This window comes from Variovorax sp. 10N420 (assembly GCF_056394705.1).
The window spans coordinates 46,041-72,912 of sequence record NZ_JBFTIJ010000019.1 but is presented as its reverse complement, the minus strand read 5'-3'; the positions used below and the strand labels follow the sequence as shown (position 1 = coordinate 72,912).

At 64.5% G+C, this 26,872-nt stretch carries 25 protein-coding genes and 1 pseudogene; 16 read left to right on the top strand and 10 right to left on the bottom strand.

Features of this window, described 5'->3' with window-relative positions:
- Positions 1-7: 7 nt before the first annotated feature.
- Positions 8-1,001: pseudogene (locus tag AC1DEK_RS28280) on the bottom strand (IS30 family transposase).
- Positions 1,002-1,144: 143 nt separating this feature from the next.
- On the opposite strand from AC1DEK_RS28280, the gene AC1DEK_RS28275 reads away from it, so the two are divergent.
- Both AC1DEK_RS28275 and AC1DEK_RS28270 read left to right on the top strand, forming a co-directional pair.
- A complete protein-coding gene (locus AC1DEK_RS28275; protein WP_478128640.1) occupies positions 1,145-1,879 on the top strand; it encodes a hypothetical protein in 735 nt (244 codons plus the stop codon).
- 409 nt (positions 1,880-2,288) lie between these two features.
- Entirely contained in the window at positions 2,289-6,317 is a 4,029-nt protein-coding gene (locus tag AC1DEK_RS28270; protein WP_478128639.1) for an AAA family ATPase, read from the top strand.
- Positions 6,318-6,605: 288 nt separating this feature from the next.
- On the opposite strand, the gene AC1DEK_RS28265 is transcribed toward AC1DEK_RS28270, so the two are convergent.
- Complete coding sequence (locus tag AC1DEK_RS28265) at positions 6,606-7,619, bottom strand: succinylglutamate desuccinylase/aspartoacylase family protein (RefSeq protein WP_478128638.1); 1,014 nt, start codon at positions 7,617-7,619, stop codon at positions 6,606-6,608.
- 172 nt (positions 7,620-7,791) lie between these two features.
- Positions 7,792-8,487: a ribulose-phosphate 3-epimerase gene (rpe, locus tag AC1DEK_RS28260; RefSeq protein ID WP_478128637.1), complete on the bottom strand. Its 696-nt coding sequence runs from the start codon at positions 8,485-8,487 to the stop codon at positions 7,792-7,794.
- A gap of 59 nt (positions 8,488-8,546) precedes the next feature.
- Here rpe and apaG point away from each other — a divergent pair, with 59 nt between their 5' ends.
- The 4 genes from apaG (at position 8,547) to thiL (ending at position 12,483) form a co-directional block, all read left to right on the top strand.
- Entirely contained in the window at positions 8,547-8,942 is a 396-nt protein-coding gene (apaG, locus tag AC1DEK_RS28255) for a Co2+/Mg2+ efflux protein ApaG (RefSeq protein ID WP_478128636.1), read from the top strand.
- 112 nt (positions 8,943-9,054) lie between these two features.
- Positions 9,055-10,320, top strand: coding sequence for a cation:proton antiporter (locus tag AC1DEK_RS28250; RefSeq protein WP_478128635.1), 1,266 nt, complete (start codon positions 9,055-9,057; stop codon positions 10,318-10,320).
- 59 nt (positions 10,321-10,379) lie between these two features.
- Positions 10,380-11,504, top strand: coding sequence for a YbdK family carboxylate-amine ligase (locus tag AC1DEK_RS28245; RefSeq protein ID WP_478128644.1), 1,125 nt, complete (start codon positions 10,380-10,382; stop codon positions 11,502-11,504).
- A 19-nt stretch (positions 11,505-11,523) separates the two neighbouring features.
- Positions 11,524-12,483: a thiamine-phosphate kinase gene (gene thiL / locus AC1DEK_RS28240; RefSeq protein ID WP_478128634.1), complete on the top strand. Its 960-nt coding sequence runs from the start codon at positions 11,524-11,526 to the stop codon at positions 12,481-12,483.
- A 34-nt stretch (positions 12,484-12,517) separates the two neighbouring features.
- Here thiL and AC1DEK_RS28235 read toward each other — a convergent pair whose 3' ends face one another.
- Together AC1DEK_RS28235 and AC1DEK_RS28230 are read right to left on the bottom strand one after the other, a co-directional pair.
- Positions 12,518-14,335, bottom strand: coding sequence for an ATP-binding response regulator (locus AC1DEK_RS28235; RefSeq protein WP_478128633.1), 1,818 nt, complete (start codon positions 14,333-14,335; stop codon positions 12,518-12,520).
- Entirely contained in the window at positions 14,335-14,952 is a 618-nt protein-coding gene (locus tag AC1DEK_RS28230; RefSeq protein WP_478128632.1) for a response regulator, read from the bottom strand. Before AC1DEK_RS28230 ends, AC1DEK_RS28235 begins: the two co-directional genes overlap by 1 nt.
- Between AC1DEK_RS28230 and AC1DEK_RS28225 the strand changes: the two genes are divergently transcribed.
- Positions 14,951-15,304 carry a hypothetical protein gene (locus AC1DEK_RS28225; RefSeq protein ID WP_478128631.1) on the top strand — a complete coding sequence of 118 codons (354 nt, stop codon included), beginning with the start codon at positions 14,951-14,953 and terminating at the stop codon, positions 15,302-15,304. The genes AC1DEK_RS28230 and AC1DEK_RS28225 overlap by 2 nt on opposite strands.
- A 47-nt stretch (positions 15,305-15,351) precedes the next feature.
- Here the strand turns inward: AC1DEK_RS28225 and AC1DEK_RS28220 are convergent, their stop codons facing one another.
- Entirely contained in the window at positions 15,352-16,257 is a 906-nt protein-coding gene (locus tag AC1DEK_RS28220) for a LysR family transcriptional regulator (protein ID WP_478128630.1), read from the bottom strand.
- A 108-nt stretch (positions 16,258-16,365) separates the two neighbouring features.
- Between AC1DEK_RS28220 and AC1DEK_RS28215 the strand changes: the two genes are divergently transcribed.
- From AC1DEK_RS28215 to AC1DEK_RS28185, 7 genes are read left to right on the top strand one after another with little or no spacing between them, the layout of a single operon-like run.
- Complete coding sequence (locus AC1DEK_RS28215) at positions 16,366-17,361, top strand: Bug family tripartite tricarboxylate transporter substrate binding protein (RefSeq protein WP_478128629.1); 996 nt, start codon at positions 16,366-16,368, stop codon at positions 17,359-17,361.
- A 15-nt stretch (positions 17,362-17,376) separates the two neighbouring features.
- The gene (locus tag AC1DEK_RS28210; RefSeq protein WP_478128628.1) at positions 17,377-19,047 is read left to right on the top strand and encodes an FAD-dependent oxidoreductase; all 1,671 of its coding nucleotides are present in this window, start codon (positions 17,377-17,379) and stop codon (positions 19,045-19,047) included.
- 48 nt (positions 19,048-19,095) lie between these two features.
- Positions 19,096-19,656: a phosphatidylglycerophosphatase A family protein gene (locus AC1DEK_RS28205; protein WP_478128627.1), complete on the top strand. Its 561-nt coding sequence runs from the start codon at positions 19,096-19,098 to the stop codon at positions 19,654-19,656.
- 4 nt (positions 19,657-19,660) lie between these two features.
- A complete protein-coding gene (locus AC1DEK_RS28200) occupies positions 19,661-20,167 on the top strand; it encodes a CinA family protein (protein WP_478128626.1) in 507 nt (168 codons plus the stop codon).
- A 43-nt stretch (positions 20,168-20,210) separates the two neighbouring features.
- The gene (locus tag AC1DEK_RS28195) at positions 20,211-20,696 is read left to right on the top strand and encodes a nuclear transport factor 2 family protein (RefSeq protein WP_478128625.1); all 486 of its coding nucleotides are present in this window, start codon (positions 20,211-20,213) and stop codon (positions 20,694-20,696) included.
- Complete coding sequence (locus AC1DEK_RS28190) at positions 20,618-21,049, top strand: GNAT family N-acetyltransferase (protein WP_478128643.1); 432 nt, start codon at positions 20,618-20,620, stop codon at positions 21,047-21,049. The genes AC1DEK_RS28195 and AC1DEK_RS28190 overlap by 79 nt, the downstream gene beginning before the upstream one ends.
- 12 nt (positions 21,050-21,061) lie before the next feature.
- Positions 21,062-21,652 carry an NADPH-dependent FMN reductase gene (locus tag AC1DEK_RS28185; protein WP_478128624.1) on the top strand — a complete coding sequence of 197 codons (591 nt, stop codon included), beginning with the start codon at positions 21,062-21,064 and terminating at the stop codon, positions 21,650-21,652.
- A 4-nt stretch (positions 21,653-21,656) separates the two neighbouring features.
- On the opposite strand, the gene AC1DEK_RS28180 is transcribed toward AC1DEK_RS28185, so the two are convergent.
- A complete protein-coding gene (locus tag AC1DEK_RS28180) occupies positions 21,657-22,439 on the bottom strand; it encodes a UPF0149 family protein (RefSeq protein ID WP_478128623.1) in 783 nt (260 codons plus the stop codon).
- A gap of 24 nt (positions 22,440-22,463) precedes the next feature.
- Here AC1DEK_RS28180 and AC1DEK_RS28175 point away from each other — a divergent pair, with 24 nt between their 5' ends.
- Both AC1DEK_RS28175 and AC1DEK_RS28170 read left to right on the top strand, forming a co-directional pair.
- Positions 22,464-24,158, top strand: coding sequence for an FMN-binding glutamate synthase family protein (locus AC1DEK_RS28175; protein ID WP_478128642.1), 1,695 nt, complete (start codon positions 22,464-22,466; stop codon positions 24,156-24,158).
- A gap of 20 nt (positions 24,159-24,178) precedes the next feature.
- Positions 24,179-25,054 carry a BUD32 family EKC/KEOPS complex subunit gene (locus AC1DEK_RS28170; RefSeq protein WP_478128622.1) on the top strand — a complete coding sequence of 292 codons (876 nt, stop codon included), beginning with the start codon at positions 24,179-24,181 and terminating at the stop codon, positions 25,052-25,054.
- A 1-nt stretch (position 25,055) separates the two neighbouring features.
- Here the strand turns inward: AC1DEK_RS28170 and AC1DEK_RS28165 are convergent, their stop codons facing one another.
- The 3 genes from AC1DEK_RS28165 to AC1DEK_RS28155 form a co-directional block, all read right to left on the bottom strand.
- Positions 25,056-25,583, bottom strand: a complete 528-nt coding sequence (locus AC1DEK_RS28165) for a Dps family protein (protein WP_478128621.1) — start codon at positions 25,581-25,583, stop codon at positions 25,056-25,058.
- A gap of 131 nt (positions 25,584-25,714) precedes the next feature.
- On the bottom strand, positions 25,715-26,137 hold the full coding sequence (locus AC1DEK_RS28160; RefSeq protein ID WP_478128620.1) for a putative toxin-antitoxin system toxin component, PIN family: 423 nt from the start codon (positions 26,135-26,137) through the stop codon (positions 25,715-25,717).
- Between the two features lie 8 nt (positions 26,138-26,145).
- Positions 26,146-26,850, bottom strand: a complete 705-nt coding sequence (locus AC1DEK_RS28155; RefSeq protein WP_478128619.1) for a glutathione S-transferase N-terminal domain-containing protein — start codon at positions 26,848-26,850, stop codon at positions 26,146-26,148.
- Between the last annotated feature and the right edge of the window lie 22 nt (positions 26,851-26,872).

The following is a 26,872-nucleotide window of genomic DNA, read 5'->3' as shown; positions in this document are numbered from 1 at the left end:
TGCGGATTCAACCGGTCGATGCAACGGTTTGGCTGAACATCTCAGCCGGTGTTCGGAAGTTGAGAGTCTTCCTGGGTCGCTCGTTTAATCTTCTCGCCAACGCATTCAGCTTGGCTTGCGAGTAGGTCGAGACATCAATGCCCTTGGGGAGGTACTGTCTCAACAGGCCGTTTGTATTCTCATTGGTTCCGCGTTGCCAAGGATTCTGAGGGTCGCAGAAATAGACCTTGATATCGGTCGCCAAGGTGAAGTGCTTGTGGTCGGCCATCTCTTTGCCTCGATCCCAGGTCAACGACTTGTAGAGCTCCTGTGGCAACTTGCGAGCATTCTTGATCAGCGCGTTGACGACCGTCTCCGTATCTTTGCCGGTGACCTTCACGAGCATCACATAGCGTGTTTGTCGCTCGACCAGGGTTGCGATCTGGCTGTTGGAACTTCCGAACAGCAAGTCGCCTTCCCAGTGGCCAGGCACCGCTCGATCTTCAACCGTGGCCGGGCGCTCGCTGATCGACACGGCGTCAAGGATTCTTCCGTGAGCGTCTGTCTTCTGCGTGTAGTGGCGCGAGCGGCGCATGCCTCGCGTGCGCCTCAGGTGCTGCAGCAGTTCCCTCTTCAAGGCCCCTCGGGCTTGAATGAACAGGCTGCGGTAGATGGTCTCGTGGGACACGTGGCGGTTCTCGTCGCTCGGGTAAGTATGCGTGAGCCACCCTGCAATCTGCTCCGGCGACCATTGCAGCTGGAGCTTGTCTGTCACGACGTGTGCCAAGGCTCGGTTCCCAGCCAGCTTGCATCTCTTGGGCCGATGGGCCCGATCCCAGGCCGCCTGGTCGGCCTGGGCCGCCCGGTAGCATCCTTGGCCACCATTGCGCTTGATCTCGCGGCTGACCGTGGAGGGCGCACGTCCGAGAATCGTTCTGGTGGAGGGTCTCACCTTGCTTCCAGCGCTCCCACATCAGAGCTTTCTGGCTGTCGGTGTAGTAGATCCGAGGTCTTCGCTTCATCGGCAACACTCCTTCTGCCTACGCAGTTCCTAGTGTGTTGCATCGACCGGTTGAATCCGCAGCCAAAAGCGGACCTCGGGCACCGTTGCCCATTCGCGAATAATCCGACCAACTGACGACTTCGTCGAATCACAGATTGGCAAATGCTCATCCAGAATCATGAGGTGTTCGTGGCACCGGAGGGCCGCCGCACCCTATGGCGCTACATGGACTTCACCAAGTTGGTTAGCCTACTTGAAGACCGCGCGCTGGTGTTCCCACGGACTGACCTGTTCGAGGATCCCTATGAGGGAATGCTTCCGGAAGCAGCGGTAAGGGCGCTTCGCGCAGACCCGTCACCGTACCAGCTCAGTCCGGAGCATGCGGAACTTTGGGTGAAGCATCCAGAGGTAATGCGTCGGCACCTATACGTAAGCTGTTGGTTTTCAAGTGAGTTCGAATCAGCGGCAATGTGGAAGCTCTACCTGTCGAGCTCTGTGGGTATCGCCATCCGAACCACCTCCGACGCTCTTGCGGGCGCCCTCGAGTCTTGCCCATACACGGTAGGTTTGTCGGCGGTGCAGTACATCGACTACGAAACAACGTCTATTCCGTTCGGCAACGCTCTCTTTCCAGTCATGCACAAGCGGATGAGCTTTGCGCACGAACAGGAGGTTCGAGCTGTCATTTGGTCCGAGATTTCGGACAACGAGCCTCTGATTCCCAAGGGCGCAATGCACGTTTCCGTTCCAGTTAATCCGTCCCAGCTTATCGAAGCTATCCATGTTTCGCCCTCCGCTCCGTTGTGGTTCGGACAACTCGTTGAAAAAGTTTCCGCGAGGTATGCATTGCATGCACCAGTTGTACGCTCGAGCTTGTTGATGCGTCCGACTTACTAGTGCGAGTCACCGCAACCTCTAGCTGGACCGCTTGATGGAGAAGCCGAGCTGTAAGAGAGGTCGATTGCAACGTCAAAGTCTATGAGAAGCTCGTAGAGCTGCACGCGGCCAGGAGCCGCCGGTCGCCAGTGGCAGCTCTCCGGCAACACGATGGCCTTTTCCGCAAGCCTCACGGCTCCGCTCCACCGCCTCCTACTGCACAGCAGACACGCTTTTTATGTATGCGGCCATTTCGAGTTCCGTGTCAAGCTCTCTCTGCGGCGGCAGAATGTGCAGCCATCATGACCTCTGACCTCAGCGAACTCGCGCCGGAATTCCTCGCGAGCCTGGCCTCCCAGGGCCTTTTGAACCACCGTCTCTGCGGGCCTTCGGGACTCTTCGAGAACCACGGCTAGGAATGACCGCCGCCATGAGCGACCCTTCGCCGCAACCGCAACCACAAGCAAAAGCTCCGCTCGAGCCGCTCCCTCGCACGCCCCAACGCGAGGCCCTAGGCGCGATGGGTGGGTACGACTATCAAATCTGGCGGTCTATCGAGAGCTGGGTGATGTTGGCGGACAACGAGGTGCTGTTCCTCGAAGGCGCCGAGGACATCGACCGCGTGAGCTCTTCCGAGACCACGACGGTGCAAGTCAAGCGAACCGAGGACAGTGTGTCTCTGAACACGCAGAACGTGCGCGACGCCATTCGGAATTTCTGGGCAACCGCAGAACGTTCTCCGGACCGTCAGGTCAAGTTCGTCTACCTGACGACGTCGAACATCGCGAAGGAGCGCGACGCCCGGTTCGGCGGCTTGCCTGGCATCGAGGCGTGGGGCAAGGCCGCGTTCGACCCCGTGATGGCGGAGGCCGTCAGACAGCAGTTGCTCGCAAGCCTCGAGGACAACCAGCCCGTTCGGGCGTTTCTGACGTCTGCGACCGTGCGCGACTTGCAGACGAGACTGCTCCAGCGGTTCACCTGGCTAACTGGTCAGCCGGATGTGGAAGTCGTCGAGCAAGCTGTTCTCGAGCGAATCGGTGATGCGCTCGTTTTGGCCAAACAACCCCGGAGCGCCGCACGGACGGCCAAGAACGAGCTCTTGGCCCACTGCTGGAAGCAGGTACTCAAGCCCTCACCGGACGAGCGCAAGCTCGACAAGACTTCGCTGTGGCTGCAAATCGAGAAGGCAACCACGGTCACGCTTGAGATGCCCCTGAACAGCGCGGGTGGGCTGCTCGTGGTGGCCGCGCAGCTGTCTTCGCTGCAGGCAAACTTCGCGAACTTGGCGCTTCTGCAGGGGACGCCACCCAGTCCTCCACGTGCGCTTCTTCGCCGCCAGGCGCTGGTGGACGCCGTCTCTGAGCGCGTCACCCGCCGTGACGCAGTACTTCTTGTCGGCTCGGTGTTCAAAGGCAAGACGACGATTGCGCAGGTTGTCGCGCGCGACGCCGGCCTCAATGCGAGCTGGACTGAGCTTTCAGGGAGAACGCCGGCGGCCATGTCGGAAGCGCTGCGGCTGCTCGCACTCACGATTGACCGGCCTGATGGGCCGTCCTTGCTGATTCTCGACGACCTGGATACGTCGGCGAACGCCCGACGCGTCTACGCCGCGAGCCTGCGGCAACTCGTGCATCGCGCGAGCGTCGCAGGTATCGCACTGCTCATCACGGCGCAGGGGCACACCGAGGCGCTCGAGCAGGAGGTGGCGACCTCCTGGGGTGTCGAATTTGTCGTCGTGCCCGCAATGTCACAGCGTGAGGTTGCCGAGCACTGCGTCGACTTCAATTGCAGCAGTCAGGACCTAGCGAATACTTGGGGCCAGCTCATCGCCGTTCAGTCGGGTGGCCACCCTGCGCTCGTGCACGTCCGACTGGTCGAACTTCGCGACCTAGGTTGGCCTGCGCTCGAGCTCTCGACGTTCGTCACACCTTCACCCGGTACGCAGTCGGCCAAGCAGATGGCGCGCGAGCTGCTGGACTCGTCAGTGAGCGCCGAGGCTAGTCAGTTTGCGCTCGAGGCCGGCGAGTTCATGGTGGCACCAACCCGTGAGATGCTGCTCAATCTCGCGGGACTGCCGCCCAAGCTCACCGGCGCGCAGGCTGTGCTGACGGCTCTGACCGGGCGCTGGCTCGAGGAACTAGGCAACGGGCGCTATCGCGTCACTCAGATTCTTCGAGGCGAAGTCAATGTCACTTGGACCCTGGAGCAGCATCGCGCCGTCCACGCCAAGCTCTTTGACTCCATTTCCGCCTGCGAGTCAATCACAGCGAATGACGCTGGCGCGCTGGTCTTTCATGCATTCATCGCGCTTGATGCACGACGCTTTTTGTCCAGCATGCAGAAACTTGTGGCAGCAGATGATGAAGTCCAACGACGGGTCTTCTCGCACTGCTCCTGGGTGTTGCATGTTGGCTTAGAGAGCGGCCCGGTGCCGGTCGCGCTGAAGTCCGCGATGCCTTCGTTGCGGTATCTCCAGTTCCTTGTCGCGGAGGTTGAAGACCCGTCGCGCCTCGCGGAGTTCGCACGCGCGTGGCGCGACGAACTTGGGCCGCGCAATGCCGATGCGAACTGGGCGTTCAGCCGCGCTATGTACGACATGACGGTACTGAGTAAGCATGTCGCGCTTACGATGGAAGTGGTGCTCGACGCCGTCTCGAGTGTAGTGCAAGCGCAGGAGCCTGCCGCGTCCTTCATAGCTGGCGGTGTCGCGAACATGAAAGCCATGCCGGCCCTGCCGGGGTTCGCTTTCCTTCAGAGCGCCACGACGTTCCAGTTCTTCTTGTCACTCCGCGCGGGTGGAGTGCGAACGCTGCGTGATTTCAACGACCTCCTGGCATTCCTCTCCAATCCGTTGAATCAGGCGCTCGCCGGCCAGTTCGATGAGATGCTCGATTGGCCGCACGTTCGTGACCTCGGCGCGTTTGTACATACCGGGTGGGTCGCGGAAGCCAATAAGGACAGCCCCCACTGGTCACCTTGGCTCGAAGTGTTCGACCAAGCGCTTGCCGTCTGCGAATCCTGCAAACTCCCTCTGTACGGAGCGCAGGTCGCACGTGCGAAGTCGATTGTGTTGAGCGAGTACGCTGATGACTTGCTCGCCGGATTCGCCGTCCTTGACCGGGCTACAGACCTCTTTGGCCCGAGTGCCGTTATTGAGGAGCAGCGCATCAATTTGATGGGACAGTCCGATGACCACGGCCGAGCATTGTCGGCGTGGGATGCGACCATCGCGCGTTTCGGCTTGCAGGCTGTCACCGACCCTTTTGCCTTCCGGCGAGTCGCAATCTCGGCCGCAAAGCTGGCGCAGTTTGACCGCGCCTCGCTGCTCTTCGAGCAAGGCGCTAGGCAGAAAAACGACGAGTTTGTGCCGACCCGCGTCGGCCTTCTCATCGATGCGTCGTACTGCGCGTTGCGAGCGGGACAGCTTCGGCGCTGCAGCGCGCTTTTGACCGATGCGGTGCTGCTGCTTCCGCCTGAGGCGTGGGCAGAGGGCGACAAGCGCTGGGAGGCCATCCTCCAGGCCGCGAACGCCACGGCACAGCTCATCGAAAACCCCGACCGACTGCTTCCCGATGGCAAGCCTTTTGTGATTGCCTTTGGCCAGGCGAGCCAGCCCGACCTGGCCGTTGACGAATTGACTCCCGGCCAATCCATGCGGGTTGGAGTCCTTGAAGCTCAGGTCGCATTCCTCGAGGCTCACTGGCCCGACGCCTCAAGCGCGATGTTCGACCGAGTCTCCGTCTTACTGCGAGGCGATGACCTCTTCACGCGGCACCTTGGGTCGAAATCGCTCGTACTGCGCGAGCTTGTAGGCGGTACGTCGCCACGCTTTCTCCGCTACGTCATGGGCATGTCCGACGTCACTGCCGAACTAAATGCACAGCGTGGAGCGCCGGGTGCTCCGACTGTCATGGCAGAGGAACTGCTGCCTGGCATGCTGGCGGTCGGCCTCCTTCTAGCCTCGGGCGAGCCGAACCAACTTCTCGAGCGCTGGCGCGTCGAGGCCCGCGATGCGAACAAGGTCGACGTGCTGCCTATCCTGGAGCGTCTCCAGGCCGGCCTCACCATGGCGCCAAGCGCCGCCGCAGCCGAGGTCGTCCAGTTTGTCAGCCGAGACCAAGTCGTCAACTTCGGCGCGGCCGTGCGAGTTTGCCATTCCGACGACGTGCAGGCCCGCGTGCTGGTCGTCGCGTCTCTCCGGATGGCGGCTACGGTGCGATGGGGCATGACGCTTTTCTTCGCGCGCAGTATCGACGCGCCTGTCGCGCGTTTCCTCGCAGAGCGGCTCAACCAGCAGACCCGGCTGCCCGCGCAGTTCTCGATGCCCTCGGTTGCCCTCCCGGTCATCACGCAGACGGTACGCCAAGTTCGCGCAGGCGACGCTGGCCTCAAGGAGGTGCTCGCGGTGGGCTGCAGCGTCACGGGCGTCAATCCGGGTGACGCTCTCAAGCTGCTCTGAGGCTGAGTGCGGCCGGCGCGCAACGTCAGTACAAAGAACCACCCAGAACACTTACCCGCTTTCGCGACCGTCTATTCGTTGAAGGGTTTGGCGTGCGCGCCCGTCCGAGTCGAAAGAAGAGGGTCGCGACGTTGTCCGCGCGTCAAGCCACCCGACGCCGCAGCGCTCATTGGACGGCCGGTTTCGGTCGGCCATTTTTGAGCCGTGACGGTCTCCTTCGGGCCCATCCAAGCCGTCCGCGAACAGCAAGCGAAGAGCTGCAGACAGCTTTGGCAATCCGGCGCACTATCAACTATCCACCCGCCCCAAATCCCGATCATCACTCCCCACCGCAAAATAAAACCACTCACTCCCCGGCAACGCCTCAGCATTCGGAAACACGATGAACCCATCCCGATCCGCGTGCAGCACGCTCCCATCCTCGCGCACGCCGATCGCCTCGCCCTTCGCGACCGCATCGAACGTCGCCCATTCCCGCACAAACTGATCGTCCTCATGCAGCCGATCAGTCACGCTCACCAGCCGTAGCAACGAAGGCGGCTTCGGCGGCTCGGCTTGCGGGTCGGCCGCAATCATCCCCAGCAAGCGCAGCGCGGAAAGAATCGCCGCATACGCCACCTCAGGCGCAGCCGGATCTTCATGCTGCCCGCATTCCAGCGTCACGCCGTAGCCGCCGCGGCTTCGCATGTATTCATTGGTGCCGCGTCCAAAGGCGACTTCCGCCTCGTCCGCCGACTGCCCGCCCGTGCGCTGGGCCACTCCGGCGGCGTAGATGTCCAGCCAGCCTTCAACCACACGCGGCGTGCCGAGATGCAGCGCAAGCTGCCCTTCCTCGAAAGCACGCGCGAAGGGTTCCAGCGTGCCATCGTTGTCACGCGGCCCGATCATCGCGAAGGCTTCTCCGGCGCTCTGAAATGAATGGAGGTCGAGCAGCACATCGTGCCGATCGAGCAGCGGGCACAGCAGGTTGGTGATTCGGGCTTCGTAGTCGGCGGGTTCGACGCCCGGCGGGGTCGGCTGAAAAAGCCGGTTGAGATTGCGCTCGCCTTCGCGTCGCATGCGGCGTCGTGCGAGCGGATTCGCGACCGGCACCATCGTCAGCTCGCCGCGCAGCAGTTGCAGCTTGCCGGCGTCGAAGTCGGCCACCACGCGTTCGATACCGACGGTGCCGCAGGTCTCGTCGCCATGCACGCCACCGAGCACGATGAGCTTCGGCCCGGGCCTGGGGGACGCGATGCCGTGAATGCGAAGAGAGTCGCCGAGGGGGTCGTTGAGGGTGGGCTCGTTGCTGGGGGCTGTCATTTCGCCGGCCATCCTACAACGCCGAGTTGGCAGTTCCTACCGTGTTTGCCGCGATGCCGTGCGACAACATGGCCCACCAAAAGCAATGAATCAAGATCAACGAATCAGGAGCAAGTCATGCTCACCGCGAAGGCCCCGGCCGCAAAGAATGACGGCGTCTACTCCGACAAGGTCAAGCTTTGAGCGACCCGTCGAGTTGCTCTCTCATCGCGGTCACGACGCTCTTGTAGTCCCCCGCACCGAAGATGGCGCTGCCGGCCACGAAGGTGTCGGCGCCGGCGCTGGCAACGCGCGCGATGTTGTCGACCTTGATGCCGCCATCGACTTCCAGCCGAATGTCGCGGCCGGTGGCGTCGATGAGCTTGCGCGCAAGTTCGATCTTGCGCAGCGCCGAATCGATGAAGCTCTGCCCGCCGAAGCCGGGGTTCACGCTCATGATCAGGATGAGGTCGATTTCGTCGATGACCCAGTCGAGCGCTTCGAGCCCGAGGCCCGGGTTGAAGACGAGGCCGGCCTTGCAGCCCGCGGCCTTGATGGCCTGGATGCTGCGGTGCATGTGCGGCGACGCGTCCGGGTGAAAGCTGATGAAGTCGGCGCCGGCTTGCGCAAAGGCGGCGGCCAGTGCATCGACGGGCTCGATCATCAGGTGCACGTCGATAGGCACGGGCGTGCCGTCGGGCTTTTGCGCGTGCGGCTTGAGGGCGTGGCACACCATCGGCCCGAAGGTGAGGTTGGGCACGTAATGGTTGTCCATCACGTCGAAATGGATCCAGTCGGCACCGGCGGCGATGACGTCGCTCACTTCGGCGCCCAGGCGCGCGAAATCGGCGGAAAGGATGGAAGGGGCGATGCGAAAGGGGCTGCTCATGGGGTCGGATTGTCGCAGTACAGGGCAAACCCGCGTACGGCGTGCCTTACCATCCGGCGATGTCCAACTTCCCGATGACGGTGCAGGTCGAACCGCGCTTCCTGCCCGACCAGTCGTCGCCCGCCGACCGGGTCTATACCTTTGCGTATGCGGTGACGATCACCAACCACGGCGACGTGGCGGCCCAAGTGATTGCGCGGCACTGGGTGATCCACGACACAGATGGAAACACGCAGCAAGTCGACGGGCTGGGCGTGATCGGCAAGCAACCCCTGTTGGCGCCGGGGGAATCGTTTCGCTACACCAGCGGCTGCCGCCTCCAGGCACCGAGCGGTACGATGCACGGCAGCCTTTTTATCGTGACGGAACGTGCGGAGCGCTTCGACGTCCCGATTGCCATGTTCGTGCTGGAAGCCGATGCGGGGGGCATGCCCTCCTCGCGCGTGCTGCACTGAACGCACTTTTCCTTCTTCGCACCATGAACGCCTCGTGCGCTCCTGGATGTTTCGCCGGGCCCCGCGCCAGAGGGTGGCAGCGCAGCGTTTCCCCCTTGTTTGAATCTTATTGATGACGTCTTTCTTTTCCAGCGATCTGCTGAGCTTCTGGTCCGAGTGGGTCCGCCCCTCGGCGGGCCTGCCGACCGTTTTGTGGGCCTTGCTGCTGGCGGCAGCGGCCGCCTCGGGCCATCTGGTGCAACGCTACATGGGGATGCCCAAGGTGATCGGTTATTCGATCGTCGGCACGGTGGTGGGCTTTGCCGGCTTCGAAGGCGCGATCTGGCCGCTGCAGGGCATCAGCCTCTTCCTGGTCGAACTCGGCGTGGCGATCGTGCTTTTCGAGGCGGGCGGACGCCTGCCGCTACGCTGGTTTCGACACAACCCGATGGTGCTGGTGCAGAGCCTGCTTGAATCGACCATCACCTACTTCGCGGTGTTCTGGGTGCTGCACTGGATGGAAGTGCCCGACCCGGTCGCCAACCCCATCGCGCTGATGGCGATCGTCGCGTCGCCGGCCGTGCTGAGCCGGGTCGTGATCGACACGCGCGCATCGGGCCCTGTGACCGAGCGCGCGATGACGCTGGCAACGCTCAACACTTTCTATGCGCTGTCGCTCGGCTATGCGCAGGCTGGGCTGATCGAGCATGCGCCGACGGGGTTGCTTCAGAAGCTGTCGCCCGTGTTGGTGGTGCTGGGGATGTCCTTCGTCGTCGGCGCGCTGATGGCGCTTTCGTTGCGCTCGGCGTTGCGCGTGATGAGCCCGACCAGCGAAAACACGTCGATCCTGCTGCTCGCCATCATTGCCGCGGGCGCTGCGCTGGCGGCGCACTTCGGTGGTTCGGCGCCGCTGGCGGCATTGATCGGCGGGGTGCTGCTCAAGGCGCTCAACCCCAAGCCGTGGACGTGGCCCCGGCAGTTGGGCACCGCTGCTTCGCTGATCACGATGCTGATGTTCGTGCTGGTGTCCATCGTCGCCGCGCAAGCCGACTGGAGCCTGCCGGTCGCGAGCCTGGTGCTGGCGGTGATCGGCGTGCGCGCCTTCTCCAAGATCGCTGGCGTCGCCATCGCCAATCCGGGCAGCGGCGCAAGCTGGAAGCAGGCTTTCTGGGTCGGCTGCGCGATGTCGCCCTTGTCCTCGATTGCATTGCTGATTACGTCGGCCTTCGTCACCGCGTCGCCACTCCTGGGTGCGATGATCACGCAAGTGGCCCTGCCCGCCATCCTGCTGATGGAAGTGCTGGGCGCGGTGATTGCCACCATTGCCATTCACGGCGCGGGCGAGAGTTCCAGGCCGTGGCTGCCTGAGGCGTTTGGGACTGTGGAGGAACAGCGATGAGCTCACGCCCTATGGAACTCCAGGCGGATGGCACGCCTGCGACGCCGGCGAGCCGCATCGTGCCGCTGGAGCGTTTCAACAATTCCGTGGCGTTGTCGCTGGGCGTGGAGCTCGAGCTGCAACTCGTCAACACGCACGACTACGATCTCGCGCCCTACGCGGCGGACATGCTCCGGCTGATGGCCCAGACGCCACTGCCCGGCAGCGTCGTGCCGGAGATGACGTCGAGCATGATCGAGATTTCGACCGACGTGTGCCATTCGGCGCAGGACGTCATCGCGCAACTGACGCCGATCCGCGATGCGCTCGTGCGCAATGCCGACAAGCTCAACATTGCAGTGGTCGGCGGCGGCACGCACGCATTCCAGCAGTGGCACGAGCGGCGCATCTACGACAAGCCGCGCTTTCGGGAGCTGTCGGAGCTCTACGGCTATCTGTCGAAGCAGTTCACCATCTTTGGCCAGCACGTGCATATCGGCTGCCCTGATGCCAACGGGGCGCTGCTGATGCTGCACCGCATGTCGCGCTACATCCCGCACTTCATCGCGCTGTCGGCGTCGTCGCCCTTCGTGCAGGGGCAGGACACGCAGTTCGATTCGGCGCGGCTGAATTCGGTGTTCGCGTTTCCGCTGTCGGGCCGCGCGCCGTTCACCTTGTCGTGGAAGGAGTTCGAGAACTACTTCATGCGAATGACGCGCACCGGCGTGGTCCGCAGCATGAAGGACTTCTATTGGGACATCCGCCCCAAGCCTGAATTCGGCACCATCGAGATCCGCGTGTTCGACACGCCGCTGACGGTAGAGCGGGCCGCAGCGCTCGCGGGCTATGTGCAATCGCTGGCCGCCTGGTTCCTGCAGGAGCAGCCTTTCACGCCGTGCGAGGACGACTATCTCGTCTACACGTACAACCGTTTTCAGGCCTGCCGCTTCGGACTCGACGCCGTCTATGTCGACCCGGCGAGCGGCGAGCACATGCCGCTGCGCGACCACATCCTGATGACGATGACGCAGCTCGAATGGCACAGCGAAGCGCTCAACGCCACGAAGGCGTTGTCCGATCTGCGCACGAGCGTCGAAGCGAACCGCAACGACGCGCGCTGGCTGCGCGAGCTTCAGGGCAAGGAAAAACTGCTGGCCGAAGTGGTTCGGCAATCGGCACTGCGGTTTCGCAGTTCCGCCATCTGAATCCGGGATTGCCATCGACATGAGCAACGGCGAATTCGATCTCATCGCGCGCTACTTCACGCGGCCGGCAAAGCGCTCTCCCTTGGGCGTGGGCGACGATTGCGCACTGCTCGCGCCGGCTGCAGGAATGCAGCTCGCGGTGTCGTCGGACATGCTGGTGGAGGGTCGGCATTTTCTTTCGACGGTCAGCCCCGAGAGGCTTGGGCACAAGTCGCTCGCCGTCAATTTGAGTGACCTGGCGGCGTGCGGCGCCAAGCCGTTGGCTTTCACGCTCGCGCTTGCATTGCCTGCGGTCGACGAAGCATGGCTCGAAGGTTTCTCGCACGGCCTCTTCGCGCTGGCCGATGCGCATGGTTGCGAGTTGATCGGCGGCGACACCACGCGCGGGCCGCTCAACATTTGCATCACCGTTTTCGGCGAAGTGCCTGCCGGCGGTGCGCTGCTGCGCTCGGGCGCGAAGGCGGGCGACGATATCTGGGTCAGCGGCACGCTCGGCGATGCCCGGCTCGCGCTCGAAGTGTTTCGGGGCACGCTCGCGTTGCCGGGTGAGGCGTTCGAGCTGGCACGCGAGCGGATGGAACGACCGACGCCCCGCGTTGCATTGGGCCTTGCGCTGCGCGGCATCGCGACTGCGGCAATCGACGTCAGTGACGGTCTTGTCGGCGACTTGGGACACATCCTGAAGGCCAGCGGTGTCGGCGCACAAGTCGATGCCGATATTGCGGGAGCCCTTCTTGCTGCGAGCACCGCGATCAGCGCGGAAGTGCGGCGCACCTGCACGCTCGCGGGCGGCGACGACTACGAACTTGCCTTCACTGCGCCGGCTTCGGCTCGGGATGCCGTCGAACAGGCGGGTCGCGCTGCGTCAACGCCGGTCGCGCGCATCGGGCGCATCGAAGCCGAATCAGGGCTGCGCATCGTCGACGCGCAAGGCAAGGCTGTCGCGCAGCGCTTCACGTCTTTCGATCACTTCGCCTGAGCGGCGATGCCGAAGTGTCAGGGGCTCAGGGGCCTCAGGCGCGCCGAAGGCTCTCGCCGGGCGCTGCTTCGAGCCGCGCAAACGACGAATCGATTTCGACATCGTTCAGCACGCACATCAGCCCGTGATAGAGCTGATTCGGCGACACAGGCTTGTGCAGCAGCGGCACGCCGCTCGCGCGGGCTTCGCGCAGGCGCTGCGGCGCGGTGTCCCCGGTGATCAGCAAAGCGGGCAGCGTTTCGCCGAACTCGGCCCGCAGCGCGGCGATCGCCTCGGCGCCAGTGCGCAGTTCACGCAGGCGGTAGTCGCTGATGACCAAACCCGGCGGATTGACACGCGCCAGCGCCAGCGCTTCTTCGATCGAATCGGCGACATCGCATTGGCAACCCCAGGCGCCCAGCAATTGGCGCATGCCGGCGCGTACCGCATCGTCGTCGTCGATCACGAGCACGCGCACGTCAAAGACCCGCGCGTGACCGGGCACGACCTCGACGACGCCACTCGCGACACCCATCTGCGCAACCGGCAGGCTGACCCTGAATACGCTGCCGCGACCGGGCCGCGAAAACAGCAACAGCGCATGGCCGAGCGTACGCGCCAGCCCCTGGGCGATGGCCAAGCCAAGCCCCAGGCCCTTGCGTCGGTCGCGCTCCGCATTGCCGAGCTGATGAAACTCCCGAAAGATGTCCTCGTGCTGCGAGGCCTCGATGCCAATGCCGGTGTCCCACACCTCGATCTGCACTTCGGTTCCACGCACGCGGCACGCCACCAGCACGCCGCCATGCTCGGTGTAGCGGATGGCATTCGAGACGAGATTGCGCAGGATCAGCGCGACGAGGGCCGGATCGGAGCGCACCGCCACATGGGTTTCGCGCGAACGGTAGACGATGCCCTTGGCGTCGGCCTGCGGCGCGAGTTCGTTCTCGATCTTGTTGAGCAGCGGCTGCAGATGAAAGACCTGCATCTGCGGTTCGACCACGCCGGCCTCGATGCGCGAGAAGTCGAGCAATGTGTCGAGCATCTCGGCCGAAGCCTGCCAGGTGGCGCGGGCATTGGCGAGTGCGTCGTACTGCGCCGCGGAAAGCTTGCTGCGCGCCAGCACTTCGAGAAACAGGCCCTGCGCATGAATCGGCTGGCGAAGGTCATGGCTGGCAGCGGCCAGGAACTTGGACTTGGCGAGATTGGCCTCGTCGGCCTTCAGTTGTGCTGCCTGTGCGTGCTCGGTTTCCACCCGCAGGCGTTCGATCAGTTCGATGTTCTCGAATCGCAGATCGATGGCCGCGCGCGCCGCCTTGGCGCTGTTGCGCGCCTGCCCGAGCAGGGTGACGACGTACAGCACGCCGGCCATTCCCAGTGCGTTGTAGGCCGGATCGCCGAGCGTCCACAGCTTTGACGCGAGCACGACCAATTGCACCGTACCGAAGGCAATGAAGACCGGCAGCACCGGCGCGAGTGAAGACATCGAACTGCCGGCGACGCCTGCCAGCACCGCCACCACGAGCACCGAGCCCGCCACCGTCGTTGTGCCCAGCGCCGCCCAACCGAGCGAACCCCACACCGCGGCGTCGACCGCGTTCAGCACGATCTGCCGCCAAACCAGCTGCCGGGCGCGTTCGGGCGATATCACCGAGGCGAGCGTCCGCCGCGCCTCACGCGCGCAGATGAGCTTCATGAGGATCACGGCCCCGGCCCATGCGCGCAGCGCGAGCACGTTGTGCTCGTTCGAAAGCACCCACACCAGCAGCAGCGCGACGAGGATGGTCGGGATGACCGAGCTGCCGACGTTGCCGCACAGCAGCCGCAATTGCTCGACAAGGGTGCGCCCATCGGCAAGGCGCAGCGGGTTCTTCATCAGGCGACCAGTCCCCTTCGGCGTGCCGCGAAGCCGGCCTCGGAGCGGCTCGATACCTGCAACGCGGCAAGCACGGCCTGCACGTGTCCGCGCACGGTGTTCTCGGAAAGATTGAGCCGCCTGCCGATCACCTTGTTGGAGAGGCCCTGGCACAGCAGGTCGAGCACTTCGACCTGCCGAGGCGTCAGCAACTGGCGGGCCCCGTCCGCATCACCGTGCGCATGGGGCTGCACCGCGGACACAACCTCCTGGCCGCGGCGCAACTGCTCGATCACGGCGAGGATGTTGTCGGCCGTGTCGGCTTTCGAGACAAAGGCGGCGGCGCCGCGCTCCAGGGCCATTCGCACGTTCTGCGGCGCGGCGTCGGACGACAGGATGACCACTGCCGCGTCCGGCCACTTGCGTTTGACCAGCGCGATGCCTTCAAGGCCGTTGAGGCCGTGCAACTGAATATCGAGAAGGACCAGCGCCGGCTCCGTCATGGCGGTCTTCATGCCTTCTTCGAGCGACGCGGCTTCGGCCACTTCGAGCTCGGGAATGCCGGACAGGAGCACCATGCGCAGCCCGCACCTGAACAGCGCATGGTCGTCGATAAGCAGGATTCGGGGCGGCAACATGACCCGCGAATTCTGCGCGAAGTCAGCCCCGTCCAAATGGACTATTTACCGCATGCGCCATTGCGGGAATCATCCGAGTGCCATGAAACCCCTGATCGAAATCCGGCGCATCGCAGCGGATGCTTACTACTATCGCATCAGCGCCCAAGGATTCGAACCGCAGGACGCCGGCGGCACCTTCACGTCGCTGGAACAGTGCCTCTTTGACGCAGGGGCGTCGCTCAACCACTACTTCGCGAGCGTGGAGATGAATTTCGAGGGCATGTTCCTCGGTGCCTGTGCGACCGAAGCGTTGCGCGCGAACCCTAAAGCGGTCGCTCAGCGCATTGAGCAGCATTTTCAGCCGGCCTGAACGGCCCGGGCGTCCTCGCCTATCTCGCTGCCTTCTCTCAGCTTTCTTCAACTTTCTTTCAGTCCGTGGCGCAACGCTTCGATGAAGCTGCGGCTTGCCGCTGAAAGCGAACGCCCCCGCTTGCTCACCACCGAAATGTCGCGCGACACGCGCGGTGCGGTGATCGGCTTGATGACCAGCGCAGGATTCTCCGCAGCCTTCGCAAAGGCCGAAGGCATGATCGACGGCCCCATGCCGCTCGCGGTCATCCATATCGCGGTCGACAGGAACGACACCTCGTTGACCACGTTGAGCGCGACGCCGGCGCGTGTGGCCGTACCGTCGATCAAGGGGCGGATGCCGTAGCCCGGCCGCACGGTAATGAGGGGATGCCCGCCCAGGTCGGCCCAGCGCACAGCCTTCTTTTGCGCAAGGGGATGCTCTGGCGTGCAAACGAGGCTCAGGTGATCGCGCAGCAAGGTCTGTGTCTCGACCTCCGCGCCCGACCGCTCGGGCGTGCCGATGCCGAAGTCCACATGCTCGCCGATGATGCGCGAGACGAATTGCTCCGGCGCGCAGTCGTCCACGAGCACACGCACCTGCGGATGCGCTTCATTGAAGCGGCGGATGGCCGGCGGCATCAGGAACGAAGCCAGCGTCGGCGTGATGGCGAGGCTGACGCGGCCACGCTGGAGCGTCGAGAGTTCGAGAAACCCAGCGCTCAATGAATCGACATCGCGAAGGATGCGTTCCGCCGTCGCGAGCATTTCTTCAGCCGCAGCCGTGGGCTGAAGCGAACGGGTGGTGCGGTCGAAGAGGCGCGCGCCGAGTCCGTCCTCGAGTTGGCGGATCAGCATGCTGACGGCGGATTGCGTCACAAAGAGCTTTTCGGCCGCCGCGCTGAGCTTGCGCAACTGATGCACGGCCAGGAACGCGCGCAACTGCCGGATGGTGGGGCTGAACTTCTGATTCATCAGAAAACATCATATTTCATTCGGAATTTATTGATTTACGAATGAATATCCCTGGCGTCAAATGGCGCCGGAGACAAGGCAATCCGACCCCAACAGAGGCATCGATCCATGAAGAAACTAGTCCGCGCCGCGGCGCTGCTCGGCGCATCCTGCGCGTTTCTTGCTGGCGCAGCGCACGGCCAGGCGGCCAGCAGCAACAGCAGCGACTTTCCGAACAAGCCGATCCGCATGATCGTCACCTTCCCGCCCGGAGGAAGCGCCGATGCGATCGTCCGCATGCTCGTGCCGAGGCTCAACGAAAAGCTCGGCCAGCCCGTGATCGTCGACAACCGGCCGGGCGCCGGAGGCAACGTCGGCCTCACCGCCGTGGCGAAGGCGCCGGGCGACGGCTACACGATGGGCGTCGGCGCAGCCGGCGCGCTGTCGGCCAACGTGAGCCTCTATCCCAACATGCCATTCGATCCCTTGAAGGACTTCAAGCCGGTCGGCATGCTGGCTGCGATTCCGTTCGTGATCGTGGGCCACCCGTCGGTCCCCGCGAAGACGCTGAAGGAACTGATCGCATTGGCAAAGGCCCAGCCCGGCAAGCTGTCGATCGGCCATGGCGGCAACGGCACGGCCATGCATCTGTCGGCTGCGCTGTTCAGCCAGATGGCCGACGTGAAGCTGGTTGAAGTGCCTTACCGCGGATCGGGCCCGGCGGCGCTCGACGCGCTGGGCGGACAGATTCCGCTCGCGGTGGTCGACCTGCCTTCTGCGCTGCAGCAGATCAAGGCGGGCAAGCTGATCGCTTATGCCGTGACCAGTCCGCAGCGCCTGCCGATGCTGCCCGATGTGCCGACAGTGGCCGAGGCCGGATTGCCCGGCTACGACTCCACGGGCTGGTTCGGCGTGGTGGCGCCTGCCGACACGCCGGCGCCGATCGTCGCGCGGATGAACGCGGAGATCGTGGCCGCGCTGAACGACGAGAAGGTGAAGGAGTCGATGCGCATCCTCGGCGTGGAACCGGCGCCGGGCACGCCGAAGGACTTCGACAACTACATCCGTTCGGAAACGAAGAAGTGGGCCAAGGTCATCAAGACCGCTGGCATCAAGCTGGACTGAAAAGTTGAGAGCGCAATGACGAAAGAAGAACTCCAGGCCGACGTCCTCATCGTCGGCGCCGGCCCGGTTGGCTTGACGCTGGCGATGGATCTGGCCTCCCGCGGCGTGAAAGTCGCGATCGCGGAAATCCGCCGGTATGCCGAACCGCCGAACGTGAAGTGCAACCATGTATCGGCACGCACCATGGAGGTGTTCCGCCGCCTGGGCGTGGCGCAGAAGCTGCGCGACGCCGGTCTGCCCGCCGACTATCCGAACGACGTGGTGTTTCGCACGAGCGTGACGGGCACCGAACTCACGCGCATTCCGATTCCCTGCCGCCGCGACCGCTACACAGAGTCCGAAGGCCCCGACGCATGGTGGCCGACGCCGGAGCCTCCGCATCGCATCAACCAGATTTTTTTGGAGCCGATCCTGCTGGAGCACGCGGCCGCGTTGCCGAACGTGACGCTGCTCAACCGCACGCAGGTGACGGACTTCGAGCAGGACGCTGAGGGCGTGCGCGCCACCGCGTCGGATCTCGACCAAGGCACGACGCGCACCATTCGCTGCCGCTACATGGTGGGCTGCGACGGCGGTGGCTCCGGCGTTCGGAAGGCGATCGGCGCCAAGCTGGAAGGCACTGCCGTGATCCAGCGCGTGCAGTCGACCTTCATTCGTGCCCCTGGGCTGCGCGCGATGATCCCCGGCAAGCCTGCCTGGTCGTACTATTCCGTCAACCCGCGCCGCTGCGGCACCATGTTTGCCATCGACGGACACGAAACCTGGCTGGTACACAACCACCTCAACGCCGAAGAGCCGGAGTTCGATTCGGTCGATCGCGACCAGTCGATCCGGGACATCCTCGGCGTGGGTCCTGAATTCAGCTACGAGGTGATCAGCAAGGAAGACTGGGTAGGCCGGCGCCTTCTGTCCAACCGCTTTCGGGACCGGCGGGTGTTCATCGCGGGTGATGCGGCGCACCTGTGGGTGCCCTACGCCGGCTACGGGATGAACGCCGGCATCGCGGATGCGATCAACCTTTCATGGCTGCTCGCGGCGCGCGTGCAGGGGTGGGCTGACGAAAGCATCCTCGACGCCTACGAGGCCGAGCGGCAGCCGATCACCGAACAGGTGTCGCACTTTGCGATGGACCACGCGCAGAAGATGATCCGCGCCCGGCGCGCCGTGCCCGCCAACATCGAAGCGCCAGGCCCTGAAGGGGATACCCTGCGCCAAGAGGTCGGACGCGAGGCTTATGAATTGAACGTGCAGCAGTTCTGCTGCGCCGGGCTCAACTTCGGCTATTTCTATACCGGCTCGCCGATCATCGCGACCGATGGCGAGGAACCGCCGACCTACTCGATGGGCAACTTCACGCCTTCGACAGTGCCCGGCTGCCGCGCACCGCATTTCTGGCTCGCGGACGGCCGTTCGCTGTACGACGCTTTCGGGCCCGGCTACACACTGCTGCGTTTTGATCATGGCGCGGATGTCTCGGCGCTCGTGCAAGCCGCGAAGTCGTCGGGCATGCCGCTGGCTCTGGTGGACGTCGACGCTGCGGAAATCCCGCCCGCTTACCGGCATCGGCTGCTGCTCTGTCGCGCGGACCAACACGTGGCTTGGCGCGGCGACCGCCTTCCGCCCAACGTGGATGAGCTCCTGGCTCGGCTGCGGGGCGAGCCGGTGCAAGACACAGCCACCGCCTGACGTTTTCGCGCGACGGGCATCGCCGGAGATGCGCGACACTGTCGGCCCATGCCAGTTGCTTCTCCCTCCGGCGCCGCGCCGGATTATTCGCCGCGCCGCGCCACGTTGCGCTTCATGCTCACGCACCCGGCGCACGTCATTGCGCTGGGCTTCGGCTCAGGGCTGCCGCGACACGCGCCCGGAACCGTCGGCACGCTCTGGGCCTGGGCCGCTTACCTTCTGATGAGCCACTGGCTCTCGGCCCCGACCATCGGATGGGTGATCCTGGCGTCGCTGCCGGTCGGCTGGTGGGCCTGCACGGTCACTGCGCGAAACATGAACATCGCCGACCCGGGGTCCATCGTCTGGGACGAAGTGGTCGCCTTCTGGATCATTCTCTGGATCGTGATGCCCGCGGGGCTCTTCGGCCAGGTCGTCGCCTTTGCGCTCTTTCGCTTCTTCGACGCGGTGAAGATCGGCCCCGTCGGCTGGGCTGATCGGCTCTTCAAGCAACGCGGCGCCACGCCCGAGACCATGCGCTGGAGCGCTGCGGGCTTCGGCATCCTGTTCGATGATCTGGTGGCGGCGTTCTGCACCCTTCTGGTGATCGCCGCGTTGCGTGCATGGTGAAACGATGAACCCGACAACTTCTCCTTCCGAACTCGACACGCCCGCCCTCGTCACGCTGCTCGCAGAGTTGCTGCAGCGCAAGCGCTGGATGATGGCGACCGCGGAAAGCTGCACCGGAGGCCTGATCGCGGGCGCATGCACCGATGTCTCGGGTTCGAGCAACTGGTTCGAGCGCGGCTTCGTCACTTATTCGAACGAGGCGAAGACCGAAATGCTCGGGGTCGATGCGGCGTTGATTGCGGCGCATGGCGCGGTCAGCGAGGAAGTCGCGCGCGCCATGGCGGAAGGCGCCGTCGCGCACTCGAAGGCGCAAGTCTCGGTGGCGGTCACGGGTGTTGCCGGGCCCACGGGCGGATCGCCCGAAAAGCCAGTCGGCACCGTGTGGTTCGGCTGGTCGGTGGACGGCCACGTGCGCACCGAACGCCGCCGTTTCGACGGCGACCGCGCCGAGGTGCGCGCCGCCACCGTCCGTTACGCGCTGCAGGTGCTCGCGACGACCATCGACAGCTAGGCGATTAGCGCCAAATGCGCGATCGCTGGGCTACGATGCCGCGATGCGCAACGAACAAACCATCCGCCGCTTCTACGACGCGTTTGCGCAGCTTGACGCCGAGACCATGGCCGCCTGCTACGCACCCGACGCCACCTTCGATGACGAAGCGTTTTCGCTGCGCGGCGCGCGCGAGATCGGCGGCATGTGGAAGATGCTCTGCAGCGGAACCAAGGCCAAGGGCGCGGCGGTCTGGAAGCTGAGCTATGGCGATGTTCAGGCCGATGCAACCACAGGCCGCGCGCACTGGGATGCGCATTACCTCTTCAGCGCGACAGGGCGCATCGTCGACAACGCCATCGATTCGCGCTTCACCTTCACGCCCCAGGGCCTGATCGCGACGCAGCGCGACGAATTCGATTTCTGGCGCTGGGCTCGGCAGGCGCTCGGCGCGCCGGGCCTGTTGCTCGGCTGGTCGCCGATGCTCAAGAAGAAGGTGCGCGCGACTGCCGCTGCCAATCTGGCGACCTTTCTGGCGCGCACGTCATAGACCCTGAAACACCAACACCGGACACCGGGCACTGGACACCGCAAATGACCGATATCACCATCACCAACAATCCCGCCGCGCATCGCTACGAAGCCACCATTGGTGGCGAGCTTGCCGGCTACTGCGAATACAACCTGCTGAGCGAAGCGATCATGTTCACGCACACCGAAGTGCTGCCGGCATTCGAAGGCAAGGGCGTGGGCTCGGCCATTGCGAAGCACGTGCTCGACGAGGCGCGGTCCGAGGGCAAGCACGTCATTCCGGTATGCCAGTTCATCGCAGGCTGGATCCGCAAGCACCGCGACTATGCCGACCTGGTCCGGCCTGACATCCAGCGCGCCTTCAAGATCTGAACGGGAGCGAGCATGGCCGACAAGGTCCTGGTCTTCTACGGCTCCTACCGGTCCGACCGGATGGGCATTCGCCTCGCGGACTACGTCGTCAGGGGTCTCGCAGCGCGCGGTGCGGAGCCCGAACTGATCGACGCCCAGGCCGTGGGCCTGCCCATGCTGGACCGGATGTACAAGGAGTACCCGAAAGGCACCGCGCCGGCGGCGATGGAAGCGCTGGCCGACAAGATCCGCAAGGCCGATGCCTTCGTATTCGTGACGGGCGAATACAACTGGGGACCGCAACCCGGTCTGAAGAACCTCACCGACCACTTTCTGGAGGAGTGGTTCTGGCGCCCCGCTGCCGTTGCGAGCTATTCGGCGGGCCGCTTTTCAGGCGTCCGGTCGGGCACGATCTGGCATTCGATCCTGTCGGAGATGGGCATGGTGGTGGTTTCGAGCACGCTGGCGGTCGGGCCGATTTCCCAGACGCTGGACGCGGATGCCAAACCCACCGGAAGCGCTGGCGATGCGCTGGTGCGTTCGTTCGGACGTTTCGCGGACGATCTTGCCTGGTGGACCGAGGCTGCCCGTGAACAGCGGGCGCGCAAGGCGCCGCCGTACTGAGCCGTCAGGCGCCGTGGCACTTCTTGTACTTCTTGCCACTCCCGCAAGGGCAAGGATCGTTGCGCCCGGGCGTCGCCTCCTTGCGGATGGTCTCCACGCGCGGGCCCATGCTGCGCCATAGCTGGCGCAGGTCGTACACGGCCCAGATCGCCGCGCCGAAATCGTCGATGCGTTCCTGGCTCACGCTCGGCGGGCCGTCTTCGCTGTACATCGAAGCCGTCGGTGTGCCCTTGTCGTCCTCGGTCAGCGTGACGATGGCGTCAAGCGCTTCGTCGAGCATCTGCGCGCCTTCCTTGTCGCGCGGCGGGGTCCATTCATCGGGCCAGTTCTCGACCGCATACATGAAGCCGAGCGCCCACACTTGGGCGAAAGACGGGATGGCTTCGCCCGCCATTTCGGCGCGCTCTTCTTCCGGCAGCGCGGCGATGGCGCCGCGCGTGTCGAGCACTTCGGGCTGCCAGGTGCGTTCGTCGTCCAGCGATTGCACATCGGCGTCGAGGCCGGTCTCGATCTCGCGCCAGCGGCGTTTCCACCGCCAGACGAATTCCATGTGCTGCGCCGGTGCGAATGTGTCGCCGAGCAGCACAGGCCAGTACTCGGCCGGCTCGATCGGCCGGCGCGTGCAGACCAGCGCGGCCATGAAGCCTTCGCAGAATTCCCACTGGGGGATCTCTTCGTCCTGCTCGCGCATTGCATCGAGCGCCTGGTCCTGCGCGTCGAAATCGTCGGGCCCGAGCGGTGCGTTGTCGGGCTGAGAGGGGTTCTGGGGGTCTGAAAGGGTAGTCATGTCTGGCACAGGGAGCCCTCTATGATGCAGCAAGGTTCCCGGAGACTCCTTATTCCTACACCGCTGATTCCGCCGTTTCCAACGCGTTACACGGCCTTTGTGCTGTGCGTGGCTGGCTTATTTGCCAGTCTGGCCGCTGTACTGCTCATGCCGACCCTGTGGACGGGTTGGGTCGCTTTCGTGGTTTTCGCGGTGCTCAGCGGCACCGGCGTGCACGACCTGCGACAGACGCCGCACGCCATCTTGCGCAACTATCCCGTGATCGGCCACCTGCGTTTCCTGCTGGAATACATCCGGCCCGAGATGCGGCAGTACTTCATCGAAAGCGATTCCGAAGCGGCGCCTTTTTCGCGCGCACAGCGCTCGCTGGTCTACCAACGCAGCAAGGGCGAGCCCGACAACCGGCCTTTCGGGACGCAGCTCGACGTCACGATCTCCGGCTATGAGTGGATCAATCATTCGATGCAGCCCACCCGCCTGGACGACCATGATTTCCGAATCGTGATCGGCGGCACGCCCAATCCTGCGTCCGCCGCCGGCGAGGTCTGCACCCAGCCCTACAGCGCGAGCGTGTTCAATATTTCGGCGATGAGCTTCGGCGCGCTGTCCGCCAACGCGATCATGGCGCTGAACCGCGGCGCAAGCCTGGGCGGCTTTGCGCATGACACGGGCGAAGGTTCGATCTCGTCGCACCATCGCGTCCACGGCGGCGATTTGATCTGGGAGATCGGCTCGGGCTACTTCGGCTGCCGCAACGACGACGGCAGCTTCAGCGAAGAGCGCTTCATCGCCAACGCGCGCGACCCGCAGGTCAAGATGATCGAGCTCAAGCTGAGCCAGGGCGCCAAGCCGGGGCACGGGGGCGTCCTGCCCGCGCCGAAGGTCACGCCTGAAATCGCCGCCGCCCGGGGTGTGCCGGTGGGCGTCGAATGCGTTTCGCCCTCGTCGCACAGCGCCTTCTCGACACCCGTGGAGATGATGCATTTCATCGCCCGGCTGCGTGTGCTTTCCGGCGGCAAGCCCTGCGGCTTCAAGTTCTGCCTGGGGCATCCCTGGGAATGGTTCGCGATCGTCAAGGCCATGCAGGAGACGGGCCTGACGCCGGACTTCATCGTGGTCGACGGCGCGGAAGGCGGCACGGGTGCGGCGCCGGTCGAATTCAGCGATCACGTGGGCGCGCCGCTCCAGGAAGGGCTCCTGCTGGTGCACAACACGCTGATCGGCGTCGGCCTGCGCGATCGAATCAAGATCGGCTGTGCCGGCAAGGTGATCACCGCCTTCGACGTGGCGCGGATGATGGCGCTGGGCGCTGACTGGTGCAATGCGGCGCGGGGTTTCATGATGTCGCTGGGCTGCATCCAGGCGCAGGCCTGCCACACCGGCTTCTGCCCGACGGGCGTGACGACGCAGGACCCGGTGCGGCAGAAAGCCCTGGTGGTGCCGACAAAGGCCGACCGCGTGCACAACTTTCATCGCAGCACGCTGCATGCACTGAAGGAACTGGTGCAGGCCGCCGGGCTCGACCATCCCCAGCAAATCACCGCGCACCACATCGTGCGCCGCATCTCCGACACGGAGGTTCGCCTGCTGAGCAATCTGGTGATGCAGGTGCAGCCGGGCGCGCTGCTGGGGCCGCTGGACGGCTTGCACACCGTGTTTCGCAACTACTGGCCGCTCGCCAGCGCGCGCAGCTTCCAGCCTTTGGCCTTGGCCGTATGAATCCTGTGAGAAGGGGCGGGATGTCGACCCGCGTACAGATGCGCAAGGGGTTTGCCTCGGCGCCGGCGCCGCTCGAAGCGGCCGCGGTGCCACACCAGGCCGACGACTACGCCGAGTTTCTGCGGGCCATGCTGCCGCAGCAGACCAAAGCGGTGGCCAGCCATCGCTTCGGCACGGAGCGCGTGTGGATCAAGAAGGCCGGGCCGCGCCACGGGATGATGCGCTACCGCCTGCAAGCGGCGATCTCGGCCATCCTGCGGCTCGATGTGCTGGCGCCCGTGCCCAACCCGGGCGGCGAGGCAGCGCTGGTGATCGAGGCGCGCAGGCTCGAGCAGCTCGCACTGGCGGGCCTGCGTGTTCCGACGGTGCTGGCACAGCAGCCTGACGGACTGATGATTTCCGACCTGGGCGAAAGCGGCCGGCCGGCCGTCGTGCTGCAGGAAAAGCTCGACCATGCAGCAGCGGCGGGCCCCGCATCGCTGCTCGCGGTATGGAGCGAGGGCCTTGCGGCCATCGCGCTGGTCCATTCCCGCGATGCTTATCTGAGCCAGGCCTTCGATCGCAATCTGGTGCAGTGCCCCGACGGCACCATCGGCTATATCGATTTCGAGGACGACCCGGGCGAAACGCTGCCGCTGGCCGAATGCCAGGCCCGGGACTGGCTCAGCTACCTGCACTCGACCGCGATGCTGGTCGATGCAGCGTCACCGCACGCCGCCGGAGCGCACTGGCACAGGACGCTGGCCGATGCGAGCGACGAAGTGCGGGCACGGCTCGCCCTGGCTGCGCGGCGCACCCGCTGGCTCCGGCACCTGCCATCCGGCCGCCGCTGGGGGCGCGACACGCAGCGAGTGCGTGCCGTGGCGAGCCTGATGGCCCGCTGGTACGGCGCCTAGCTCAGGTCTGGCGCCCTGATTCGAAGAGAAACCAGGTCCGCCGCTCAGCGTCGTCGATCCACATTTCCAGCAGGCTGGCCGTGGCGACGTCGCCGTATTCGTCGCAAAGCGAATGGGTCTCGCGCATGAAGGCGGCCACGCGCTGGTTGTCCTCGCGCAGTTCGGCCAGCATGTCGGCCGGCGTCACGAAGTCGGCATCGTTGTCGGCGATGCGTTGCAGGCGCGTGATCTGCCCTGTGGAGCGCAGCGTAGTGCCGCCGAGCTTGCGCACGCGTTCGGCGATGGGGTCGATGGTGGCGTAGATCTGATCGGCCTGATCGTCCAGCAGCAGGTGGTAGTCGCGGAAGTACGGACCGGACATGTGCCAGTGGAAGTTCTTGGTCTTCAAATACAGCGCGAAGGTATCGGCAAGAAGCACATTGAGCTCCGCCGAGATGTCGCGGACTGCCTCGGCGCCCAAGGGACTCGGTGTCTTCAGGGGCGCCAGCCGCCGCTTCTTTGCATCCTTCGCGTTTTTCAGATCTGCCATGGTCATGGACTCCTTGATGATGAACGGTTCGCTTCCGGTTGTCGCGCTCGGCACGCCATTGCGTGTTGAGCGCAAGAAAGGGGTGTACCACCGGATGCCGCATTCCGGCACACAAATTCAAAACCTGAAAGTTAAGCCCGATCGACCTCGACGCCAAGAGCCGCCAGCCGCTTGCGCATTGAAAGTACCGCCCGGTCCTTGCTCAAGAGCCGTGCGCGATGCGCCACAGCAAGGTCGATGAACATCTGGTCGTCCGGATCGCTGCAGACACATGGCGCCCGCGTCGGCGTGCCATCGACCATTCGGCAACGCGCATCGAAGGCGGCGAGCACCTCCGAGGCTTCGCGACCCTGCGAGGCCAGCCGGTTCGCGATCAGCGGATAGCCGAGCACTCGCGCGAGCTCGCCGCGCATGTCTGCGGTGGCAAGCCAGCACAGTCCTCCGGCCTGGAGCGCGGCTTCGAGCGGGGCGCGTGCAGGATCATCGAACACCAGCAGGTCCAACACGATGTTGGTGTCGAGGACGACGCTGCCGATGGGCGCTGAAGGCGGCACAAGCGGGCTCAATCGCGGCGCGGGATTCCCAGGCCGGCAACGACCGCCGGCCGGGCGACGAAAGCCTCCAGCGCGCGCGTCACGTGCGGGAAGTCGGAGATCCCGACGAGGTCGCCTGCCTCATAAAAGCCGACGAGATTGCGCACCCACGGGAAGGTCGCGATGTCGGCAATGGTGTAGTCGTCGCCCATGAGCCAGGCGCGGCCCTCCAGGCGCTGGTTCAGCACGCGCAGCAGGCGCTTGGACTCTTCGACATAGCGGTCACGCGGCCGCTTGTCTTCATAGGCCTTGCCGGCAAACTTGTTGAAGAAGCCGAGCTGGCCGAACATGGGACCGATGCCGCCCATCTGGAACACGAGCCACTGGATGGCCTCATAGCGCGCAGCCGGGTCCTTCGGGAGCAGCTTGCCGGTCTTGTCAGCGATGTAGATGAGGATGGCGCCGGATTCGAACAATGCGAGCGGCTTTCCACCGGGGCCATTCGGATCGATGATGGCCGGGATCTTGTTGTTGGGATTGAGCGAGAGGAATTCCGGCGACATCTGGTCCTGCTTCTCGAAGCTGACCAGATGGGGCTCATACGGCAGGCCGGTTTCTTCCAGCGCAATGGACACCTTCACGCCGTTGGGCGTGGGCAGCGAATAGAGCTGAAGCCGCTCGGGATGCTGCGCGGGCCATTTCTTGGTGATGGGGAAAGCGGACAGGTCTGTCATGGTGCGATGTGACTTGGGACTT

Excerpts from the sequence above, each read along its gene's own strand:
- AC1DEK_RS28230 (WP_478128632.1), bottom strand. The coding sequence starts at position 14,952 with ATGTTGCCGCCCCGAATCCTGCTTATCGACGACCATGCGCTGTTCAGG.
- AC1DEK_RS28270 (WP_478128639.1), top strand. The coding sequence starts at position 2,289 with ATGAGCGACCCTTCGCCGCAACCGCAACCACAAGCAAAAGCTCCGCTC.
- apaG (WP_478128636.1), top strand. The coding sequence starts at position 8,547 with ATGTCCAACTTCCCGATGACGGTGCAGGTCGAACCGCGCTTCCTGCCC.
- thiL (WP_478128634.1), top strand. The coding sequence starts at position 11,524 with ATGAGCAACGGCGAATTCGATCTCATCGCGCGCTACTTCACGCGGCCG.
- AC1DEK_RS28235 (WP_478128633.1), bottom strand. The coding sequence starts at position 14,335 with ATGAAGAACCCGCTGCGCCTTGCCGATGGGCGCACCCTTGTCGAGCAA.
- AC1DEK_RS28215 (WP_478128629.1), top strand. The coding sequence starts at position 16,366 with ATGAAGAAACTAGTCCGCGCCGCGGCGCTGCTCGGCGCATCCTGCGCG.
- AC1DEK_RS28185 (WP_478128624.1), top strand. The coding sequence starts at position 21,062 with ATGGCCGACAAGGTCCTGGTCTTCTACGGCTCCTACCGGTCCGACCGG.
- AC1DEK_RS28170 (WP_478128622.1), top strand. The coding sequence starts at position 24,179 with ATGTCGACCCGCGTACAGATGCGCAAGGGGTTTGCCTCGGCGCCGGCG.
- AC1DEK_RS28195 (WP_478128625.1), top strand. The coding sequence starts at position 20,211 with ATGCGCAACGAACAAACCATCCGCCGCTTCTACGACGCGTTTGCGCAG.
- AC1DEK_RS28175 (WP_478128642.1), top strand. The coding sequence starts at position 22,464 with ATGCAGCAAGGTTCCCGGAGACTCCTTATTCCTACACCGCTGATTCCG.
- rpe (WP_478128637.1), bottom strand. The coding sequence starts at position 8,487 with ATGAGCAGCCCCTTTCGCATCGCCCCTTCCATCCTTTCCGCCGATTTC.
- AC1DEK_RS28250 (WP_478128635.1), top strand. The coding sequence starts at position 9,055 with ATGACGTCTTTCTTTTCCAGCGATCTGCTGAGCTTCTGGTCCGAGTGG.
- AC1DEK_RS28205 (WP_478128627.1), top strand. The coding sequence starts at position 19,096 with ATGCCAGTTGCTTCTCCCTCCGGCGCCGCGCCGGATTATTCGCCGCGC.
- AC1DEK_RS28265 (WP_478128638.1), bottom strand. The coding sequence starts at position 7,619 with ATGACAGCCCCCAGCAACGAGCCCACCCTCAACGACCCCCTCGGCGAC.
- AC1DEK_RS28165 (WP_478128621.1), bottom strand. The coding sequence starts at position 25,583 with ATGGCAGATCTGAAAAACGCGAAGGATGCAAAGAAGCGGCGGCTGGCG.
- AC1DEK_RS28180 (WP_478128623.1), bottom strand. The coding sequence starts at position 22,439 with ATGACTACCCTTTCAGACCCCCAGAACCCCTCTCAGCCCGACAACGCA.
- AC1DEK_RS28155 (WP_478128619.1), bottom strand. The coding sequence starts at position 26,850 with ATGACAGACCTGTCCGCTTTCCCCATCACCAAGAAATGGCCCGCGCAG.
- AC1DEK_RS28275 (WP_478128640.1), top strand. The coding sequence starts at position 1,145 with ATGCTCATCCAGAATCATGAGGTGTTCGTGGCACCGGAGGGCCGCCGC.
- AC1DEK_RS28200 (WP_478128626.1), top strand. The coding sequence starts at position 19,661 with ATGAACCCGACAACTTCTCCTTCCGAACTCGACACGCCCGCCCTCGTC.
- AC1DEK_RS28225 (WP_478128631.1), top strand. The coding sequence starts at position 14,951 with ATGACCCGCGAATTCTGCGCGAAGTCAGCCCCGTCCAAATGGACTATT.
- AC1DEK_RS28220 (WP_478128630.1), bottom strand. The coding sequence starts at position 16,257 with ATGAATCAGAAGTTCAGCCCCACCATCCGGCAGTTGCGCGCGTTCCTG.
- AC1DEK_RS28210 (WP_478128628.1), top strand. The coding sequence starts at position 17,377 with ATGACGAAAGAAGAACTCCAGGCCGACGTCCTCATCGTCGGCGCCGGC.